This window comes from Neorhizobium populisoli, assembly GCF_019430945.1.
Taxonomy (GTDB): domain Bacteria; phylum Pseudomonadota; class Alphaproteobacteria; order Rhizobiales; family Rhizobiaceae; genus Neorhizobium; species Neorhizobium populisoli.
In genome coordinates, this window is sequence record NZ_JAHYCB010000001.1 from 566,280 (window position 1) to 587,310 (window position 21,031).

Annotated in this window: 16 protein-coding genes; 5 read left to right on the top strand and 11 right to left on the bottom strand. The window is 60.0% G+C overall.

What is annotated here, in order from left to right:
* Positions 1–12 precede the first annotated feature (12 nt).
* The 3 genes from KX729_RS02820 to KX729_RS02830 all read left to right on the top strand — a co-directional run bounded on the left by KX729_RS02820 (position 13) and on the right by KX729_RS02830 (position 3,592).
* The gene (locus KX729_RS02820; RefSeq protein ID WP_219740904.1) at positions 13–657 is read left to right on the top strand and encodes a hypothetical protein; all 645 of its coding nucleotides are present in this window, start codon (positions 13–15) and stop codon (positions 655–657) included.
* Positions 658–800: 143 nt separating this feature from the next.
* Positions 801–2,093: a DNA polymerase IV gene (locus KX729_RS02825; RefSeq protein WP_219740905.1), complete on the top strand. Its 1,293-nt coding sequence runs from the start codon at positions 801–803 to the stop codon at positions 2,091–2,093.
* A 128-nt stretch (positions 2,094–2,221) separates the two neighbouring features.
* On the top strand, positions 2,222–3,592 hold the full coding sequence (locus tag KX729_RS02830; RefSeq protein WP_219740906.1) for a L,D-transpeptidase family protein: 1,371 nt from the start codon (positions 2,222–2,224) through the stop codon (positions 3,590–3,592).
* Positions 3,593–3,673: 81 nt separating this feature from the next.
* Here KX729_RS02830 and dnaE read toward each other — a convergent pair whose 3' ends face one another.
* Complete coding sequence (gene dnaE, locus KX729_RS02835) at positions 3,674–7,171, bottom strand: DNA polymerase III subunit alpha (RefSeq protein WP_219740907.1); 3,498 nt, start codon at positions 7,169–7,171, stop codon at positions 3,674–3,676.
* Positions 7,172–7,581: 410 nt separating this feature from the next.
* Between dnaE and KX729_RS02840 the strand changes: the two genes are divergently transcribed.
* The gene (locus KX729_RS02840) at positions 7,582–8,142 is read left to right on the top strand and encodes a hypothetical protein (protein WP_219740908.1); all 561 of its coding nucleotides are present in this window, start codon (positions 7,582–7,584) and stop codon (positions 8,140–8,142) included.
* A 23-nt stretch (positions 8,143–8,165) separates the two neighbouring features.
* On the top strand, positions 8,166–8,744 hold the full coding sequence (locus KX729_RS02845; RefSeq protein WP_219740909.1) for a hypothetical protein: 579 nt from the start codon (positions 8,166–8,168) through the stop codon (positions 8,742–8,744).
* A 12-nt stretch (positions 8,745–8,756) separates the two neighbouring features.
* Here the strand turns inward: KX729_RS02845 and KX729_RS02850 are convergent, their stop codons facing one another.
* The 10 genes from KX729_RS02850 to nuoL form a co-directional block, all read right to left on the bottom strand.
* The gene (locus KX729_RS02850; RefSeq protein WP_219740910.1) at positions 8,757–9,443 is read right to left on the bottom strand and encodes an ABC transporter ATP-binding protein; all 687 of its coding nucleotides are present in this window, start codon (positions 9,441–9,443) and stop codon (positions 8,757–8,759) included.
* Positions 9,444–9,457: 14 nt separating this feature from the next.
* Positions 9,458–10,765, bottom strand: a complete 1,308-nt coding sequence (locus KX729_RS02855; RefSeq protein WP_219740911.1) for a lipoprotein-releasing ABC transporter permease subunit — start codon at positions 10,763–10,765, stop codon at positions 9,458–9,460.
* 82 nt (positions 10,766–10,847) lie between these two features.
* On the bottom strand, positions 10,848–12,173 hold the full coding sequence (gene proS, locus KX729_RS02860; protein ID WP_219740912.1) for a proline--tRNA ligase: 1,326 nt from the start codon (positions 12,171–12,173) through the stop codon (positions 10,848–10,850).
* Positions 12,174–12,717: 544 nt separating this feature from the next.
* Entirely contained in the window at positions 12,718–12,987 is a 270-nt protein-coding gene (locus KX729_RS02865) for a DUF1467 family protein (RefSeq protein WP_219740913.1), read from the bottom strand.
* A gap of 149 nt (positions 12,988–13,136) precedes the next feature.
* On the bottom strand, positions 13,137–13,541 hold the full coding sequence (gene mce, locus KX729_RS02870) for a methylmalonyl-CoA epimerase (RefSeq protein ID WP_219740914.1): 405 nt from the start codon (positions 13,539–13,541) through the stop codon (positions 13,137–13,139).
* A gap of 62 nt (positions 13,542–13,603) precedes the next feature.
* Positions 13,604–15,271, bottom strand: coding sequence for a ribonuclease J (locus KX729_RS02875; RefSeq protein WP_219740915.1), 1,668 nt, complete (start codon positions 15,269–15,271; stop codon positions 13,604–13,606).
* An 8-nt stretch (positions 15,272–15,279) separates the two neighbouring features.
* Positions 15,280–16,050, bottom strand: coding sequence for a biotin--[acetyl-CoA-carboxylase] ligase (locus tag KX729_RS02880; protein ID WP_219740916.1), 771 nt, complete (start codon positions 16,048–16,050; stop codon positions 15,280–15,282).
* Between the two features lie 2 nt (positions 16,051–16,052).
* A complete protein-coding gene (gene nuoN / locus KX729_RS02885) occupies positions 16,053–17,495 on the bottom strand; it encodes an NADH-quinone oxidoreductase subunit NuoN (protein WP_219740917.1) in 1,443 nt (480 codons plus the stop codon).
* A gap of 18 nt (positions 17,496–17,513) precedes the next feature.
* Positions 17,514–19,025: an NADH-quinone oxidoreductase subunit M gene (locus KX729_RS02890; protein ID WP_219740918.1), complete on the bottom strand. Its 1,512-nt coding sequence runs from the start codon at positions 19,023–19,025 to the stop codon at positions 17,514–17,516.
* On the bottom strand, positions 19,025–21,025 hold the full coding sequence (gene nuoL / locus KX729_RS02895; protein WP_219740919.1) for an NADH-quinone oxidoreductase subunit L: 2,001 nt from the start codon (positions 21,023–21,025) through the stop codon (positions 19,025–19,027). The genes KX729_RS02890 and nuoL overlap by 1 nt, the downstream gene beginning before the upstream one ends.
* Positions 21,026–21,031: the final 6 nt, after the last annotated feature.

The following is a 21,031-nucleotide window of genomic DNA, read 5'->3' on the forward strand; positions in this document are numbered from 1 at the left end:
CCGGATTTTACGATGACCGAAATTCTCGATATTTCCCATGTCCGGCTTGGCGAACGTCCGCTCGTCGTTTGCGACGTCGATGACGTGGTTCTGCATTTCGCGGCGCCCTTCCAAGATTTTCTGCGCGGCGAAGGCCATGAGCTGCTGCCGCGCTCCTTCCGACTCACTGGCAATATCGTCTCGATCGAGACACAGATCGCCCTCGAGCATGCAGACGTGCGGCGGCTGATCGAAACCTTCTTCGAGGCGCAAGAAACCTGGCAGATGCCGTTTGAACTGGCTGTGCAGACACTGACGTCGCTTTCCGACGATGCCGATGTCGTGTTCCTCACCGCCATGCCGCCGCGTTATCGCGATCAGCGCCGGCGGTTGCTGGACAGGCTTGAGCTTCCCTTCCCGCTGATCGCCAGCGAGGAGCCCAAGGGACCGATCATGCGCCGCCTGCATGCCGAACGGGCCTTGCCATCGGTCTTCATCGACGACATGGCGCATAACCTGCATTCGGTTCGCGATCACCTGCCCCATTCTCTTCTCCTGCACATGATGCCCGACTCGGCTCTGCATCTGCTGGCGCCGAAGCCGGAAGGCGTGACCCGGGCGACGGACTGGGCCCATGCTGCAGAGCTTATCCGCACGCATATCGGTTCCAAAACCTAATTTGCCCGGCTCGTATCGGTCGCCGCTATGCCTCCTCCGGCGACACGAAATTCACCGTTATTTCGAGAGGAAAACCTCGCGACGCTGCTTGTGAGTGATGAACTTAGGGCCTAGCGTAGCAATGTTCAACCTTTGTTCCTGAGATGATGAGCGCGCCTGACAAGACATCCGGCTTTTGTCGCGACTGCCTTGCCGGGCAGAAGGCGGAAATGCGCCGTTGTCGCGCCTGCGGCAGCCCCCGACTCGTCTACCATAAAGAGCTCTTTGACCTGACGCTGGCGCATATCGACTGCGACGCGTTCTACGCGACGATCGAAAAGCGCGACAATCCGGAGCTTGCCGACAAACCGGTCATCATCGGCGGCGGCAAACGCGGCGTCGTCTCCACGGCCTGCTATATCGCCCGCATCAACGGGGTGCGTTCGGCGATGCCGATGTTCAAGGCACTGGAACTTTGCCCGGACGCCGTCGTCATTCGCCCCAACATGGAAAAATACGTCACCGTCGGACGGCAGGTACGGCAGATGATGATGGACCTGACGCCATTGGTGCAGCCGCTTTCGATCGACGAGGCCTTTCTGGAGCTTTCCGGTACCGAGAGGCTGCATCATGACCCGCCGGCGCGCATTCTCGCCAGGCTCGCCAACAGGGTCCAGGAGGAGCTCGGCATCTCGATCTCGGTCGGTCTCTCCTATTGCAAATTCCTCGCCAAAGTCGCCTCCGACCTGCAGAAACCGCGCGGTTTTTCGGTGATCGGTCAGGAAGAGGCGCTTGAGTTCCTGGCGGCACGTCCCGTCACGACGATCTGGGGCGTCGGCAAGGCCTTCAACGCAACGCTGGAGGCGGACGGTATCCGCACAATCGGCCAGTTGCAAACGATGGAGGAAGGCGATCTGATGCGCCGCTACGGCTCCATGGGCCAGCGGCTCTATCGTCTATCCCGTGGCATGGACGACCGCGAGGTGCATCCGAACGAGGCGGCGAAAAGCGTTTCTGCCGAAACGACTTTCTTCGACGATATTTCCCGACACGACGATCTCGTGCCGATCCTGCGGCGGCTATCGGAAAAGGTGTCCACACGACTGAAGAAACATGGCATTGCCGGCAACACCGTCGTGCTGAAGATGAAGACTGCCGATTTCAAAAGCCGGACCCGCAACAAGCGGCTCGAAGACCCGACTCAGCTCGCCGATCGCATTTTCCGCACCGGCCTGTCCCTGATGGAACGGGAAACGGACGGGACGAAATTCCGCCTTCTCGGCATCGGCGTGACTGACCTGACGGATCCCGGCCGCGCCGATCCGCCCGATCTCGTGGACCAGCAGGCCGGGCGGCGGGCGGCGGCGGAGGCAGCCATGGACAAATTGCGCGACAAATTCGGCAAGGCGACGATCGAGACCGGCTACACGTTCGGCGACCGCCGGCGCGATCAATGACCTCCCGGTTCAATGAAAAGTGATCCGTTTCCGGTCATCACTTTAAAACTATTCGCCGGCTCGAAAATCTTCATTAAACCTCATCCCCTAATATGCGGCGGTCCAAAGTATTGCGTAAGAGGTCCGGTATGTTGCGTCACCTAGTGTTCGGGGTTGGTCTCCTGTCTGCGACGATGTTGTCGTCTACTGCGTTTGCGGAAGGTGCCCGCACCCTCCAGATCATCGTCTCCAAGGACAAGCAGTCGATGGTCGTCTACGATGGCGAAGCCGTCGTCGCGACGACCAAGATCTCCAGCGGCAAGGCCGGTCACACGACGCCGAGCGGCATCTTCTCGATCCTCGAAAAGAAGAAATACCACGAATCGAATATCTATTCGAACGCGCCGATGCCCTGGATGCAGCGGCTGACCTGGTCCGGTATCGCGCTTCATGAAGGCGTCGTGCCGAATTACCCGGCCTCGCATGGCTGTATCCGGATGCCCGGCGCATTTGCAAAAACGCTTTTCGGCATGACCGAGCGCGGCGCACATGTGATCGTCACCGATGCGCCGGTGACCCCGGTGCTGATCGCCGACGTCAACCTATTCAAGCCGCACAAATCGCTGCCCAACGGCCCGCTTTTCCCGGATGTCGAATTGCGGACGTCATCGATCAAGAACGAGGCAAAGCCGGTCGAGGTGGCGATGAATATCACTCCGGATAATCCGGCCGCCTCTCACCCCGTCATGACGCCGCCGGCGGCGGCTACGGGCGCAACACCGGTTGCTGCGGATGCAGCACCGCTTCGCATTCTCATTACCCGCCGCGGCGATCGCGAGGCGCTGATGGATGCGCAGGTGATCCTTGAGGATCTCGGTTTTGAAACCGGCGGTTCGGACGGTTATGCGGGACCGTTGACGCGAAGTGCCATATCGGGCTTCAAGCGCTGGAAGAACCTTTCTGAAAAAGGCGGGATGGTGACGCCGGAATTCCTGAGCGCGCTTTACGAAGCGGCAGGAAAGCCACGTCCACCGGCAGGCCAGATCATGGTACGGCAGGATTTCGCCCCTCTCTTCGAGGCGCCGGTCGGCATCAAGAACCCCGAAATGGCGCTCGGCACGCATTTCTTCACCGTTGACAAGATCGATCGCAGCACTGAAACGGCCGAATGGCATGGCGTGACGTTGCCGAACGGCTTGCCCGACGCCACCAGGCAGCGTCTCGGAATCACCGTCGACGACAACCCGTTCGCGCCGAATGCTGCCGCGAAGGCTCTCGACCGTATAGAAATGCCGGCAGATGTGCGGGACCGGATCGAGTCCGCGATGGCCGACGGTACATCGATCACCATCAACGATCAGGGTCTTGGCCCGGATACCGGCGACGGCACCGACTTCATCACCATCACCAAGCCCGCAACGCAGGTTGCGGAAGCCAAGGCGGAGATGGAAAGCTCGATCACCAAGCCGCGCCCGGTCAAGGTGAAGGCGGAAAAGCGCGGCGGCATCGGCCTCTATTGAGGCCTCCATCCAACGCAGTTCGAAAACAGAGAACCCGCGGATCAGAGCTGATCCGCGGGTTCTACTTTTAATGGATAAAAATCAGACGAGTTCGACATCCAGCACGCCGGGTGCCGCCCTGAGTGCTGCGGCTATCTCTGGCGAGATGCGGTATTTTTCGGTGAGCTCCACCTCGATCTCGCGTTTGCCGTCATCCTTGATGACGACGAAAGACACCAGTCCATCCCCCCTGGCATTCAGATGCCGCGCTACGGTGCGCAGCGGGCCTGAGTCGCGCACATAAACACGCAGGGCCTTTTGCATCTGCACGGACTTCTCTTCGAGCGACTGCGCCGTCTGGATGCGAAGCCCGATACCTTCCGGCCGCTCTTCCGCCTGGACGGTGATCAGCAGCGATTTGCCGGGCTCCAGAAGGTCGCGATATTGAGCCAGCCCTTCTGAGAAAAGCACCGCTTCGTACTGGCCGGAGGCATCGGAGAAGGCGACGATGCCCATCTTGTTGCCGGTGCGCGTCTTGCGCTCCTGACGACTGGTCACCGTGCCGGCGAGCTTGCCGAAGGTTGCGCCGCCCTTAACCGAGACGGAGAATTCGGCGAACGTCTGGACCCGCATCTTGGTAAGGATGCTGGCGTAGGAATCCAGCGGATGGGCCGAGAGATAAAAGCCGAGCACCTGATACTCGCGCATCAGCTTTTCGGACGGCGTCCAAGGATTGAACGGCGGCAGGATCAGTTTTTCAGGGCCGGCGCTCGAGGATGCGCCGAAAAAGCCCATCTGGCCGCTGGCTTTTTCCTGATGGGCGCTCTGGGCGTAACCGATGATGCGGTCGAGGCCGCCGATCAGTTCCGCCCGATCGGTGCCGAAACAATCGAAGGCACCGGCGGAAATCAGACTTTCCATCACGCGCCGGTTGACCTGTTTAGGATCGATGCGAAGGCAGAAATCCTCAAGGCTCTTGAACGGCTGGTCGCCGCGTATTTCGGTAATGTGCTCGACCGCGGATTCGCCGACGCCCTTGATCGCCGCGAGTGCGTAATAGATGCGGTTCTCTCCGGTTTCGAAATGTCGAAACGAGGTCTGGATCGACGGCGGGATGACGGAAATACCGAGACGCCCGGCATCCTGCCGGAAGTCGTTCAGCTTTTCGCTGTTGGCCATATCGTAGGTCATAGACGCGGCCAGAAACTCGACCGGGTAATGCGCCTTCATATAGGCCGTCTGGTATGAGACGATCGCGTAAGCTGCCGCGTGCGACTTGTTGAAGCCGTAGTTTGCGAATTTTGCGAGCAGTTCGAAGATGTTGTCGGCTTGCGGCTTTGAAACCTTGTTCTTGATCGCACCGTCGACGAAACGCTCGCGCTGCTGATCCATCTCCGCCTTGATCTTCTTACCCATGGCACGGCGCAGAAGATCGGCCTCGCCGAGCGAATAGCCCGACAGGACCTGCGCGATCTGCATGACCTGTTCCTGGTAGACGATAACGCCCTGCGTTTCCTTCAGCAGATAGTCGATCATCGGATGGATCGACTCGATTTCCTCCTCGCCGTGTTTGCGGGCGTTGTAGGTCGGGATGTTCTCCATCGGACCCGGACGATAAAGCGCCACGAGCGCGATAATGTCCTCGATGCAGTCAGGTCGCATGCCGATCAGCGCCTTGCGCATGCCGGCACTTTCCACCTGGAACACGCCGACCGTCTCGCCGCGAGACAGCATCTCGTAGCTCAGCTTGTCGTCCAGCGGGATTTTCGCAAGATCGACCTCGATATCGCGCTTCCTGCAGAAATCGACAGCCGTCTTCAGCACCGTCAGCGTCTTCAAGCCGAGGAAGTCGAACTTCACGAGGCCGGCCTGTTCCACCCATTTCATATTGAACTGGGTGACCGGCATATCGGAACGCGGGTCTCGATACATCGGCACCAGTTTCGACAGCGGCCGGTCGCCGATGACGATGCCAGCGGCGTGGGTCGAGGCATGCCGGTAGAGGCCTTCGATCTTCTGGGCGATATCGAGAAGGCGGCCGACCACCGGCTCCTTGTCGATCTCTTCCTGGAACTTGGGCTCTTCCTCGATCGCCTTCGACAAAGGCGTCGGATTGGCCGGGTTGTTCGGCACCAGCTTGCAGATCCGGTCTACCTGACCATACGGCATCTCCAGCACGCGGCCGACGTCGCGCAATGCGGCACGCGCCTGCAGCGAACCGAAGGTGATGATCTGGGCCACCTGTTCGCGGCCGTATTTCTGCTGCACATAGCGGATCACCTCTTCGCGGCGATCCTGGCAAAAGTCGATATCGAAGTCCGGCATCGAAACGCGATCCGGATTGAGGAAGCGTTCGAACAGAAGCGAGAAGCGCAGCGGATCGACGTCGGTGATGGTCAGCGCATAGGCGACCAGCGAGCCCGCACCAGAACCACGGCCGGGCCCGACCGGAATGTCGTGATTCTTGGCCCATTTGATGAAGTCGGCAACGATCAGGAAGTAGCCGGGGAACTTCATCTTCTCGATGACGCTGAGCTCGAAATCCAGCCGCTCGCGATAATCCTTCTCGGTGTAACCGGGCGTCATGCCGAGCGTGGCTATGCGGTTCTCGAGGCCCTCCACGGACTGGCGGCGCAGTTCCGAGGCCTCTGCACGTTCGGCCTCCGCGGGATCATCCGTCGCGCCGGTGAAGCGGGGCAGGATCGGGTTGCGCGTATTCAGGATGAACGAGCAGCGCTTGGCGATCTCGACCGTGTTCTCCAGCGCTTCCGGCAGGTCGGCGAACAGTTTCGCCATTTCTTTGCGGCTCTTGAGATAATGGTCTGGCGTCAGGCGGAAGCGGCTGTCGTCCGACACGATCGCATTGTGGGCGACCGCCATCAGCGCATCATGGGCATCGTAATCGGCCTTGGACGGGAAGAAGGCTTCGTTGGTCGCGACCAGCGGAAGGTCGTGCTCATAGGCAAGCGAGATCATTCTTTGCTCGTGCCGGCGATCATAAGCGCCGTGACGCTGCAGCTCGACATAAAGCCGATCGCCGAACGCCTGCTTGAGCTTGTGCAGCCGCGCCTCGCCCAGAGCCGCATTGCCTTCCTTGATGGCCATATCGACCGGGCCGGTCTTGGCCCCGGTCAAGGCAATCAGGCCATCTGTCCCTCCCTCTTCGAGCCAGGACAGTGCAATGTGGATGGCGCTGTGGCCCTCGCCGCCCAAATAGGCGCGGCTGACGAGATCGACGAGACGATCGTAACCCGCAGAGCTTGCGGCCAGGACGACGATCGACGGCAGCTTGGCGAGCTGCACGCCCGGGCGCCGCTCTTCGGTCTGGTCCTGCATGTCGATCGACAGCTGGCAGCCGATAATCGGCTGAATCCCGTCACCGATCGCCTTTTGCGCAAATTCCAGCGCGATGAAGAGATTATTGGTGTCGGTCACTGCGATCGCGGGCTGATTATCCGAGACCACCTTTCCCAAAATCTTCTTGAGCGGCAGCGCGCCCTCGAGAAGCGAATAGGCGGAATGAACCCGAAGGTGCACGAATTGCGGGGTGTCTCCCAGCTCTTCCGTTTCGGTTTTCACACCTGCCTTATCGTCCGCCATGCCGCGCCATGCCCTTCAAATGAATCGGCCCTATTGTCCGGCGCCGCATGCCGAGAGTCCAGTTCGGATTTCCTCGCCCAACGTGTTTCGAGCGAAGCGCCGGCGAGCGAGCAGGATGCCACCGTCAGAAAGTGGCAGCCACCGCTGATTACATAGCCATCATGATCATCGACAGGCTGGCCACGAAGGTGGCGATCGAAGCGAATGCGGCAATATCACGAAGAAGGTCAGTCATCATCGTCTCCCGTGTTCTCTTATGTTTTTAATTTGTTCTCATTTTGTTTGAGAGTCAACAGAAGAACAAAACAAGAAACACGGTTTCCGCAATATGGTTAAATTCGGCGGCATCCGCCGGCTTTTCCTGCTGTCTTGACTTCGTTAGGATTGCCGCGAATGGAAGGACCGAGCGAATGAAAACATCCGTTTTGCTGGCCGCGCTTCTTGCTGCGAACCCGTCACTTGCCGAGGAGGCAATCGACCCGGGCCGGATCGCGGCAGTGACGACCGGCGACTTCGATAAAGACGGCGATATCGATCTCGCCATGATCCGCCAGCCGCCGCCCGGCCGTAGCGGTGACGACAACGGCATCTATATTTATCTCGCTGATCCCAGCGAGGGACGGATGGTGCTGAAATCTGCAGCACCCAATACCGTGCAGGACTCATTTATCTATGCGGGAGAATCGCTTGCGATCGCTTCCTTACCCAATGGTTCAATCCTGGTGACCGCGAAAAACGATACGCCGGAACAACGGCACTACGAGATCAAGCTGACGATCGCCTACCGCAACAGCGATTTCATCGTGGCCGGTTATAGTCTGAAAGAGAACGTGCCCTATCCGCTTGACTGCGAGGTCAACATGCTGACCGGCAAGGGCATGAAAAACGGTAAAGCCATCACCACTGCGGCCAGCGCTACTCCGCTGGACCATTGGTCCAACGACACCGGACAACAGGCCTGCCGACGCTAGATTTTTTGGGGGGACACATCATTATGAAACTATCCGTCGCCGCTACGGCATTCCTTTTCGCAATGCCGGCCCTCGCCGAAGAGCCCATTGATCCGACGCGTATCATCAGCGCGGCAACGGGGGACTGGAATCGTGACAAGCAGACCGATCTCGTGCTCATGGTCGCCAAGAGCAGGGACTCGTTTCTGATCGACATCTATTTCTATCTCCGCGAAGGCGACCGCTCGCAGTTGAAGCTCGTCACGCGGGCACGAGAGAAGGTTACGGGCAATTTCGATAAATACGACCAGTACGGACTGGACGCCTCGGTCGAAGCACGCCCCAACGGCTCGATCGCCATATATTCAAAAAGCGATACGAGCGGGCGCAACATGTGGGAGCAGACGGTGACTGTGGCTTATCGCGAGGACCGCTTCGTGGTCGCGGGCTTCACCTACAGCTTCTACGATACGCTCGGAATTCGATCCCACGGCAATTGCGATTACAATGTTCTCACCGGCAAACTGAAGATCGACGACAAGGACCTCAAACCGCAGCCCGCAAAGGTTATCCCGATCGCAGATTTCGACCAGAATGTACTCCGCTCAATCTGCGGGGAATGAACGCGAGTTGGCCTAAAGTTCCACGACCTTGCCGCCCTCGATCGTCACCCGCCGGTCCATGCGCCCGGCCAGTTCGTGATTGTGGGTAGCAATCAGCGCGGCGAGGCCGGACTGGCGGACCAGCGCCTCCAGCGCATCGAATACGTAGGATGCCGTTTTCGGATCGAGGTTGCCGGTCGGCTCGTCTGCAAGCAGCAGGCGCGGCGCGTTGGCAACGGCGCGGGCAATCGCGACACGCTGTTGTTCGCCGCCGGAAAGCTCCGCCGGGCGGTGCTCGCCGCGGTGGCCGATGCGCATGTAATCGAGCAGTTGCGCCGCCCGTTCCCGAGCATCCGCCTTGGTGAGGCCAGCTATCAGTTGCGGCATCATAATATTCTCGATTGCCGAGAACTCAGGCAGCAGATGATGGAACTGATAGACAAAGCCGATTTCGGAGCGGCGGATTGCGGTGCGCTCGCTATCCAGCAGACCGTTGCAGGCATGGCCGCCGATCATCACCTCGCCGCCATCCGGATGCTCCAGCAGGCCAGCGAGATGCAGCAGCGTCGATTTGCCGGTGCCGGACGGCGCGACAAGCGCGATGATCTCGCCGCTCCTCATCTCGAAATCAGCGCCCTTCAGGATCGAAAGCGTGGTTTCTCCCTGGCCGTAGTGACGTTCAACGCCCGAAAGCTGCAGGACGGGTTTGCGAGGTGGCATGAAGCGTGAAAGTCCTATTCGTAGCGAAGGGCTTGGACCGGGTCGAGCCTGGAGGCCCGCCATGCCGGGAAGATGGTGGCGATGAAGGAGAGCGTCAGCGCCATGACGACGACGGTCATCGTCTCGCTGAGGCTCATTTCCGCCGGAAGCTGGCTGAGGAAATAAAGTTCCGGATCGAACAGGATCGTGCCGGACACCCAGGAGAAGAACTGACGGATCGATTCGATATTGAGACAGACGACGACGCCGAGCGCGACGCCGGCCAGCGTGCCGACGATGCCGATCGCCGCACCCGTCATGAAGAAGATGCGCATGATGGCGCCCGCCCCTGCCCCCATGGTGCGCAGGATGGCGATATCGCTGCCCTTGTCCTTCACCAGCATGATCAGGCCGGAAATGATGTTGAGCGCGGCGACGAGCACGATCAGCGTCAGGATCATGAACATGACGTTACGCTCCACCTGCAGGGCGGAAAAGAAGGTCTGGTTGCGCTGGCGCCAGTCGGTGATGAAGATCTGCCGGCCGGCAGCCGCTTCGATCAAAGGCCGGAGGCCGTCGACATTGTCCGGATTATCGATGAATAGCTCGATCGATTGCACGAGGCCGTCGGCGTTGAAATAAATCTGCGATTCTTCAAGCGGCATATAGATGATCGTCGCGTCATATTCCGACATGCCGATCTCGAAGATACCGGAAACCGTGTAGGATTTGACGCGTGGATTGACGCCCATCGGCGTCACGTCGCCTTCCGGAGAGATCAGCGTGATCTGCTCTCCGGCGCTCAGGCCGAGTTGCGCCGCGAGCCGTGAGCCGACGAGAACGCCCTGCCCGGCCGCGAAACCGACCATGTCGCCCGACTTGATGTTACCCGAGACTTCGGTGAGTTTTTCCAGGTCTTCCGGCCGCACGCCGCGCACCAGGGCACCGGAGCCTGCACCGCCGCGGCCGGATGCCAGCGTCTGGCCCTCGACCAGAGGCAGAGCCATCCGGACACCCGGAACAGCCGCGAACTTGCGTGTCAACTCGGCGTAATCGGTCAGCGGACCATCGATCGGCTGGACGATCATGTGGCCATTGATGCCGAGGATACGGGAAATCAGTTCGGTGCGAAAACCGTTCATCACGGCCATGACGATGATCAGCGTCGCGACACCGAGCATGATGCCGACGAAGGAAAAGCCTGCAATGACGGAGATGAATGCTTCCTTGCGGCGCGAGCGGAGATAACGCCAGGCGACCATGCGTTCGAAGGCCGAAAATGGACCGGCAGAAGGCGACCGTTCCTTCGTGTTCGCCTCACCGTTCGCCGCGACGCTCGCCATGCCGTCTCCTCAACCTTGCGCATTCTTCTGTTAGGCAGATACGGGCGGCTATCGCCCGCATCCACTCCGGCTTGCTGCCGGATCAGCGCCCGGCAAGCTTGTTCATGGCCGCTTCGACGGTAAGCGTTTCGCGCTCGCCGGTCTTGCGGTTCTTCAGTTCCACTTCGCCGGCTGCGGCGGAGCGCGGACCGACGATCACCTGGAACGGCACGCCGATCAGGTCGGCGGTGGCGAACTTGGTGCCGGCGCGCTCATCCGTATCGTCGTAGAGCACATCCTTGCCGACCGTCTGAAGGCCGCCATAGACAATCTGCGAAATCCGGTCGCATGCATCGTCGCCGGGCTTCATGTTGATCACCACGACGTCGAACGGCGCGACCGAAGCCGGCCAGATGATTCCGTTCTCGTCATGCGATGCTTCGATGATGGCGGGAACAAGGCGTGTCGGTCCGATGCCGTAGGAACCCATGTGGACAAGGTGCTCCTTGCCATCCGGTCCCTGCACCTTGGCGCCCATCGGCTCGGAATATTTCGTGCCGAAATAAAAGATGTGGCCGACTTCAATGCCGCGCGCGGAAAGGCGATCGCCTTCAGGAATGGCGTTGAAGGCTTCCTCGTCATGCATTTCGGAGGTCGCAGCGTAGACCGAAGTCCACTTGTCAAACACAGCCTGCATGGTGGCGACGTCGTCGAAGCTGATGTCTTCGGCCGGAATGTCGAAGTTCACGAAATCCTTGTGGCTGAAGACTTCCGACTCGCCGGTTTCCGCCAGGATGATGAATTCATGGCTGAGATTGCCGCCGATCGGGCCGGTATCGGCGCGCATCGGAATGGCGCGCAGACCAAGCCGCGAGAAAGTGCGCAGATAGGCGGTGAACATCTTGCGATAGGCGTGCTCGGCAGCTTCCTTCGTCAGGTCGAAGGAATAGGCATCCTTCATCAGGAATTCGCGCGAGCGCATCGTGCCGAAGCGCGGACGGATCTCGTCACGGAACTTCAACTGGATATGATACAGATTGAGCGGCAGGTTCTTGTAGGATTTGACGTAGGACCGGAAAATGTCCGTGATCATTTCCTCGTTGGTGGGGCCGTAAAGCATCGGCCGCTCCTGACGGTCCTTGATGCGCAGCATTTCCTTGCCATAGGCGTCGTAACGACCGCTTTCCTGCCAGAGTTCGGCGGACTGCAGCGTCGGCATCAGAAGCTCGACCGCGCCAGAGCGGTTCTGCTCTTCGCGGATGATGTTGTTGACCTTGTCGAGTACCCGCTTGCCGAGCGGCAGCCAGGAATAGATGCCCTGGCTCTGCTGGCGGATCATGCCCGCACGCAGCATCAGCCGGTGCGAAACGATTTCCGCTTCCTTGGGGTTTTCCTTCAGGATGGGCATAAAATAGCGGGACAGGCGCATCGAGATTTCCGAGGTTGCCGGGCCTACCCTCAAAACATCGGGAATCGGCCATTTATTGGGTGATATCGGCAGGGTACATAGCCGTTCCAGGCCCTGATGGGAACCCGCTTCGGCAGGATTAGCACGCTGTTCTCGATTCAGGTCCGCAACCTGCAGAACCACAAAAAGTGGGGATTTCGTGGCAGGCGTGCGACATTTGTGTCAACGGGAAAATTTTATCAAACTGTGTCAAAAATACAAAAAAAGCGGATGACAAAGCCTATCTGTTGGGCTACGTTCAGCTCACAAAAGAGGCAAGGAGTTCAAATTCTTGCCAATCGCGGTCAAGTCTTGGGAGGATCAGATCTTAGGCGCGCTCGCACGCTGCCCCGGCAACGGTTAAGGATCACGCGAAACTGAAAAACAAGGCTTAACCGCCTTGTTTTTTTTTGCTTATCTGTCTGCCGGCGCCTTTGATCTCAGCCGCCTGATCGACGCTCTATTGCCTCAAAATCGTGACAGCTGAATGACAGGCAACGGATTTAAAGCACCCGCCCCCTCACCTTTACTGGAAGTCCGGCACGATGTTCGGGATGTCAGCGATCCCGACGCCGAAATAGGACGAAAGCAGATAATAGCCGACATGAATGGCGATGGAGATCACCGTCGTCAAAAGCAGCACCTTGCCACCGCGAAACTTCGTGGGCGCGCTTTCGCTGGTCCCGAGCGCCACCTCGCCATCCTCTTCCTGGCTGCGATAGCCGAGCGGCAGGACGATGAACAGCACCGTCCACCAGATGATGAAGAAAACGGCGGCAACCGTCAGCAGCGACATGATCATTTGTCCGGGCTAGAGAAGATGTTCGGCCTTATAGGCTGAATGTCCGGCAACCTCAAACGGGCGGGCGATGACGCAATGCCGCACCTTGCGAAAAAGAATCCGGAAATTCGCATAAAGCCTTGAAAGGATATAAAACGCGGCAGTCAGACCTGCTCCAGTTCGACCAGCGTACCGTTGAAATCCTTCGGGTGCAGGAAAAGCACCGGCTTGCCGTGCGCACCGATCTTCGGATTGCCATCGCCCAGCACGCGTGCACCGGCAGCCTTCAATTGGTCCCGGGCGGCGAGGATGTCCTCTACCTCGTAGCAAATGTGGTGCATGCCACCGGATGGGTTCTTTTCCAGGAAAGCTGCGATCGGCGAATTTTCACCGAGCGGTTCGAGAAGCTCGACCTTGGTGTTCGGCAGTTCGACGAAGACGACCGTGACGCCATGCTCCGGCAGAGCCTGCGATTGGGATACGCGGGCGCCCAACGTATCCCGATAGGTGGCAGTCGCGGCGGCGAGATCCGATACTGCTATGGCGATGTGGTTGACGCGTCCGAGCATGATGTCTCCTCCGAAGTTATGCGGCCGGCTGCAGATCCCCTCACCCGAGCTTCGAAGCCCTTTTACACCCGCGTCACAAACACCGTTACCACCGGCTTCTTCCCCCAAGCCTCGTTGGCGGCCGCGCGAACCGCCCGCCGTACCGCTTCGCGCAGCATATCGAGGTCCTTGCGGCGTGCACGCGGGACGCTTTCGATGGCGCCGAGAACCGCGTCGTAGAGCGCATCTTCGATTGCTTCACCCTCGTCATCGAATTCCGGCAGACCGAAAGCGACGACATCCGGATCGGTCAGGAAGTCGTAGCGGTTGTCCAGCAATACGTTGACCGAGACATGGCCGACGAAGGAGAGCTTGCGGCGGTCGCCGATGCCCATCTCCTCGAAATCGCCAATCAGTTTGCCGTCCTTGAAGACGCGGCCATGCGGCGCTTCATCGATAACTTCGGCAGGGCCCGGCGCCAGCCGCAGCATGTCGCCATTGCGGACGCGCGGGATGGTCTTGATGCCGGCGGAAGCGCCAAGTTCGGCCTGGGCCACGAGGTGGGCCGCCTCGCCGTGTACGGGCACGAGGATTTGCGGCCGCGTCCATTCGTACATCTGGAGCAGTTCGTTGCGACGCGGGTGGCCGGAGACATGCACCAGCGCATCGCCATCGGTCACCACCTTGATGCCCTGTTCGATCAAGCCGTTCTTGATCTCGATAATCGCCTTCTCGTTGCCCGGGATGGCGCGTGAGGAAAACACGACCGTATCACCCGCGGCAAACGCTACGTTGCGCATTTCATCGCGGGCGATCTTGGCAAGAGCTGCGCGCGGTTCGCCCTGGCTGCCGGTCAGGATGACCACGACCTTGTCGCGCGGGATATAACCGAACTCATCCTCGGCGATGAAGGGCTTCAGGCCCTCCATAATGCCGATATCCTGTGCGACCGCGACGACGCGCTTCAGCGACGAACCGAGCAACAGCACCTCGCGGCCGGCGGCCTCTGCGGCTTGTGCAATCGAGCGGATACGGCCGACATTCGAGGAGAATGTGGTGATCGCCACGCGGCCTTCGGCGCTTTCGATAACCTTGCGAAGGCCTTCGGAGACTTCTTCTTCAGAGGGCGAAACGCCTTCGCGCATTGCATTGGTGCTATCGCACATCAGCGCCAGGACGCCCTCGTCACCGAGCTTCCGGAACCGGGCTTCGTCCGTCATCGGCCCAAGCGACGGCGCATGGTCGATCTTCCAGTCGCCGGTATGCACGACATTGCCGAGCGGCGTGCGGATGACCAGCGACATCGGCTCCGGGATCGAATGGTTGACGCCAACGGCTTCGATCTCGAACGGGCCGACATTGATCTTGTCGCCTGCCTTGAAGATCGTCACCGGGATTTCGGCGCGCGAGCCTTCATAGTTGCGCTTGGCTTCCAGCATGCCGGCGGTAAAGGGCGAGGCATAAACCGGTATGTTGAGGCCTGGCCACAGATCGTTCATCGCGCCGTAGTGGTCCTCATGCGCATGAGTGATGATCATGCCCTTCACATTGCTGCGCTGGTTGGCGAGATAGCGGATATCCGGCAGAACGAGATCGACGCCCGGTAGATCCGGACCCGGAAAAGTCACGCCGCAATCGACGATGATCCACTGGCGTTTCTCCGGCGTGCCATAGCCGTAGAGAGCGAGGTTCATGCCGATCTCGCCCACGCCGCCGAGCGGCAGGAACACCAGTTCTTCCTGTTTAGACATATTCTTTATTATTCCGTTCTTGCGAAAAACACATCACCGGCGGCAATCGGCACAGCCAGGCCATCTTCGGTGTCGAGCAGCAGAAATCCTCGTTCATCGATACCCCTGAACGTGCCAACAAGCGAGCGGTCAGGGAGGTTCACGGTGATTTTTTCACCGATACCGCAGGCGATTTCCCGCCAGCGCCGGCTGATTTCAGCGATACCGCGTCCCTCATTCCAGGTTCCGAGCACATCGGCCATTTCCCGAAAGAGGTGGGCGAACAATTCTTCAGGCGAAATATTGGCGCCGTGATCTGCGAGCCGGGTCACGCCATAGGGCGCATTGTCAGGCATATGGCGGATGTTGATGCCGATGCCGATCACCAGCGCCCGGCGACCATTCGGCAGTCCCTCGCCTTCCAGCAGAATGCCGCAGGTCTTCCTGCGGCCAATCAGGATGTCGTTCGGCCACTTTACCTCCAGCGCATCACCGCCAGGTGGCAGGACGGAGCGAAGAGCGGCATGAACGGCCACGGCGACCGCCAATGGCAGCGAGCCCAGGCGTTCGGGCTCGGCCGGATCGATCAGTAGCAGGGAGGCATAGAGATTGCCCGGCTCGGAGGTCCACGCGCGGCCACGACGGCCTCTACCGGCGTTCTGGCGTGTGGCCGTGAGCCATAACAAACCGGAATCGCCCGCGCGAGCGCGGGCGAGACATTCGCTATTGGTGGAACCGACTTCGCTCAGGGCTTCATGACGAAACGCATCGAGCGAGAAGCGTCGGCCGCTGACTGCCATTCTCAGAAGAAGGACTTCGCGGCAGCACTTGCAGCCGTGCCGATCGGGCCGCCGAACAGCACGTAGCCGACGACGAACAGACCGGAAAGACCGAAGACCAGACGCAGTTCGCCGGAGATGCGGGCAAACTCGCCCTTGGCTTCATCGAACCACATCAGCTTGACGATGCGCAGATAGTAGTAGGCGCCGACGACAGAAGACAGGACGCCGATGACGGCCAAGACATAAAGCTTGGCCTGGATCGCGGCGACGAAAACGAAGTACTTTGCGAAGAAACCTGCGAGTGGCGGAATGCCTGCCATCGAGAACATCAGCGCGGTCAGCACGATCGCCATGAACGGCTTGGTGGAGGACAGGCCGGCGAGATCGTCGACATTCTCGACATTGCCGCCCTCCTTGCGGCGCATCGCCATGATGCAGGCGAAGGTGCCAAGCGTCATGACCATGTAGATCGCCATATAAAGCGCGACGCCCGAGACGCCGGTCTCGGTGCCGGCGGCAAGGCCCACCAGCGCGTAACCCATGTGACCGATCGACGAATAGGCCATCAGTCGCTTGATGTTGCGCTGGCCGATGGCTGCGAACGAACCGAGCAGCATCGAGGCGATCGCCACGAAAACGACAACCTGGCGCCAGTCGGCGACGATCGGCAGGAAGGCGTCGGAGACGAGGCGGACGAAGATCGCCATGGCCGCGACCTTCGGGCCGGCGGAGAAGAAGGCGGTAACCGGGGTCGGTGCGCCTTCATAAACGTCCGGCGTCCACATGTGGAACGGCACGGCGGAAATCTTGAAGCAGGCGCCGGCCAGCATGAAGACCATGCCGAAGACGAGGCCGAGGTGACGGTGTTCGCTGGAAAGCACGGCGGCAATGCCATCGAAGCCGGTATTGCCGGTGAAGCCGTAGACCAGCGACATGCCGTAAAGCATCATGCCGGAGGAGAGCGCGCCAAGGACGAAATACTTGAGGCCGGCTTCCGTCGAACGCAGGCTGTCACGGTTGAAAGCAGCCACGACGTAGAGCGCCAGCGACATCAGTTCGAGGCCGAGATAAAGCGAGATCAGGCTGTTTGCCGAGATCAGCACCAGCATGCCGAGCGTCGAAAGCACCAGCAGGACCGGGAATTCAAACTGGTTCAGCTGGTCAGACTTCGCATGGCCGACCGACATGACCATGGCGGTGATCGAGCCGATCAGCGCCAGAACCTTCATGAAGCGGGCGAAGGGATCGAGGATGAAAGCGCCGCCATAGGCCTGGCCTTCGGCGGGTGCGAAGATCAGCCAGAGGCCGGCGACGGCGAGCAGCGCCACCGCCAGTCCGGTGACCGTCACCGACGACTTCTCACCGGAAAAGACACCGATCATCAGGAGAACGAGCGCACCCACAGCCAGGATAAGCTCCGGCATGGAGAGCTGCAGGCTTTGGGAAAGGAGTTCAGCGGTCATGTCCAGTCGTGTCCCGTCTCAGTGCACGTTGAGTGCAAGGGTTTTCGCCGCCGCAAGGGCTGCGGAATAGTTGTTTACCAGCAGGTCCACGGAGGCCGCCGTGGCATCGAAGATCGGTGCCGGGTAGAAGCCGTAGAAGATGGTGAGCGCGATCAGCGGATAGAGAATGATCTTTTCGCGGGTCGAAAGGTCGAGCAGGCTCTTCAGGCTTTCCTTGTCGAGTGAACCGAAGATCACCCGGCGATAGAGCCACAGCGCGTAGGAAGCCGACAGGATGACGCCGGTTGCCGCGAAGAGTGCCACCCAGGTGTTGACCCGGAAGACGCCGATGATCGTCAGGAATTCGCCGATGAAGCCGGACGTGCCCGGCAGGCCGACATTCGCCATGGTGAAGATCATGAAGGCCACGGCGTATTTCGGCATGTTGTTGACCAGACCGCCATAGGCCGCGATCTCGCGGGTGTGGAGGCGGTCATAGACCACGCCGACGCAGAGGAAGAGCGCGCCGGAGACAATGCCGTGCGACAGCATCTGGAAGATCGCACCCTGCACGCCCTGAACGTTGGCGGCGAAGATACCCATCGTCACATAACCCATATGGGCGACAGACGAATAGGCGATCAGCTTCTTGATGTCTTCCTGCATCATCGCCACCAGCGATGTGTAGATGATCGCGATGACGGACAGCGAGAAGACGAAGGGCGCGAAATAGTCCGAGGCGATCGGCAGCATGGCGATCGAAAACCGGATCATGCCGTAACCGCCGAGCTTCAGCATGACACCGGCCAGGATGACGGAACCTGCCGTCGGCGCCTGAACGTGGGCGTCCGGAAGCCAGGTATGCACAGGCCACATCGGCATCTTAACGGCGAAGGCTGCGAAGAAGGCGAGCCAGAGCCAGGTCTGCATGCCGGCCGGGAAGCCGTATTTCAGCAGCTCGGTAATGTCGGTCGTGCCGGCCTGCCAGTACATCGCCATGATGGCGAGCATGGTGAGGACCGAGCCGAGCAGCGTGTAGAGGAAGAACTTGTAGGACGCGTAGACGCGATCCTTGCCGCCCCAGACGCCGATGATGACGAACATCGGGATCAGCGTCGCTTCGAAGAAGACGTAGAACAGAACGGTATCGAGCGCGACGAAGACGCCGGTCATGACCACTTCCAGAAGCAGGAAGGCGATCATGTATTCCTTGAGGCGCTTGCCGACCGATTCCCAGCTTGCGAGCACGCAGAAGGGCATCAGGAAGGTCGTCAGGATGACGAACAGCATGGAAATGCCGTCGACGCCGAGATGATAGGAGATGCCGCTGCTCAGCCACTCGTGCTTCTCGACCATCTGGAAGCCCGGGTTCGAATTGTCGAAGCCGATCCAGATGAAGAGCGAGACGATGAAGGTGAAGACCGTCGTGAACAGCGAGACGTTCAGGATGTTGCGGCGACCGAACTGGCCGTCTTCCTTCGTCAGAAGCAGAAGGAGGACGCCGACCAGCGGCAGGAAGGTGACCGTCGAGAGAATTGGCCAGTCGGTCATTAGATTGAGCTCCCGAGCATCATCCAGGTGACGAGGGCGGCGATACCGATCAGCATCGCGAACGCATAGTGATAAAGGTAACCGGACTGCAGTTTGACGACCCGGTTGGTGACGTCGACGACGCGGGCGGCAACGCCGTTCGGGCCGTAAGTGTCGATGACGCCGATGTCACCCTTCTTCCAAAGGAACCGGCCGAGCGCCTTGGCGGAGCGGACGAAGAGGAAGTCGTAAAGTTCGTCGAAGTACCACTTGTTGAGCAGGAACTGGTAGAGGCCCTGCTGGGAAGCGGCCAGACGACGCGGCGTGGACGGCGACTTGATGTAGAAATACCAGGCAGTGACGAAACCGATCACCATGGCGATGAAGGGGCTCAGGGCCACCAGCGCCGGCACGTGATGGAATTCGTGCAGCAGTTCGTTATGTTCGGAGGTGAACAGCGCGCCCTTCCAGAATTCGGCATATTCCTCGCCGTAGAAGTAGCCTTCGAATACGAAGCCTGCCACGACCGCGCCGATCGCCAGAAGATAAAGCGGGACCAGCATGACCTGCGGGCTCTCATGCACGTGGTGCATGACTTCGTGGCTCGCACGCGGCTTTCCGAAGAAGGTCAGGAAGATCAGGCGCCAGGAATAGAAGCTGGTGAACATCGCGGCGATGACCAGCAGCGTGAAGGCAAAGCCGGAAGCAGCCGAGTGCGATGCGTAGGCAGCCTCGATGATCACGTCCTTCGAGAAGAAGCCGGCGAAACCGACCGGCGTGAACGGAATGCCGACGCCGGTGATGGCGAAGGTACCGATCATCATCATCGCAAAGGTGACTTTGATATGCGGACGCAGGCCGCCCATGTAACGCATGTCCTGCTCGCCATCGACGGCATGGATGACCGAGCCGGCGCAAAGGAACAGCAGAGCCTTGAAGAAGGCGTGCGTGAAGAGGTGGAAGATCGCCGCGCCATAGGCACCGACGCCGAGCGCCACGAACATGTAGCCGAGCTGCGAGCAGGTGGAATAGGCGATGACGCGCTTGATGTCGTTCTGCACGAGGCCGACGGTCGCCGCGAAGAAGGCGGTGATCGCGCCGATGATCGTCACGACGAGCAGCGCATTCGGCGACAGTTCGAACAGCGGCGACATGCGGGCGACGAGGAAAACGCCGGCGGTGACCATGGTTGCGGCATGGATGAGCGCGGAGACCGGTGTCGGGCCTTCCATCGCGTCCGGCAGCCAGGTGTGGAGCAGGAACTGCGCCGACTTGCCCATGGCGCCCATGAAGAGCAGCAGGCAGACGACGGTGATGGCGTTCGCCTTGTCGAGCGTCATGCCAAAAATGTTGACGACCGCCTGGGCGGCTTCCGGCGAACCTTCATGCGGCAGGTAGGTGGCGGCAGCCGCGAAGATCGTCTCGAAGCTGATCGAGCCGAACAGAACGAAGACGCCGGCAATGCCGAGCACGAAACCGAAGTCGCCGACGCGGTTGACGATGAAGGCCTTCATCGCGGCGCCCGAAGCGGACGGCTTCTTGAACCAGAAGCCGATCAGCAGGTAGGACGCCAGACCAACGCCTTCCCATCCGAAGAACATCTGGGCCAGATTGTCCGACGTGATGAGCATCAGCATCGCGAAGGTGAAGAGCGACAGGTAGGCGAAGAAACGCGGCCGATGCGGATCGTGGTGCATGTAGCCGATCGAATAGACATGCACGAGCGTCGAGACGGAATTGACGACGACGAACATGATCGCCGTCAGCGTATCGACGCGGAAAGCCCATTCGACATCGATGCCGCCGGACTGGATCCAGCGCATGACCGGAACCTTGATCACCTCGCCGGCTTCGCCGTGGGCGAGCGCGACGTTGAAGAAGACGATCCATGACAGCACGGCCGCGACGATCATCAGGCCGCTGGTGATGTATTCGGATGCCTTGGCACCGATCTGGCGGCCGAAAAGGCCGGCGATCAGGAAGCCGATCAGGGGAAGGAAGACAATTGCCTTGTAGATCATGACCCG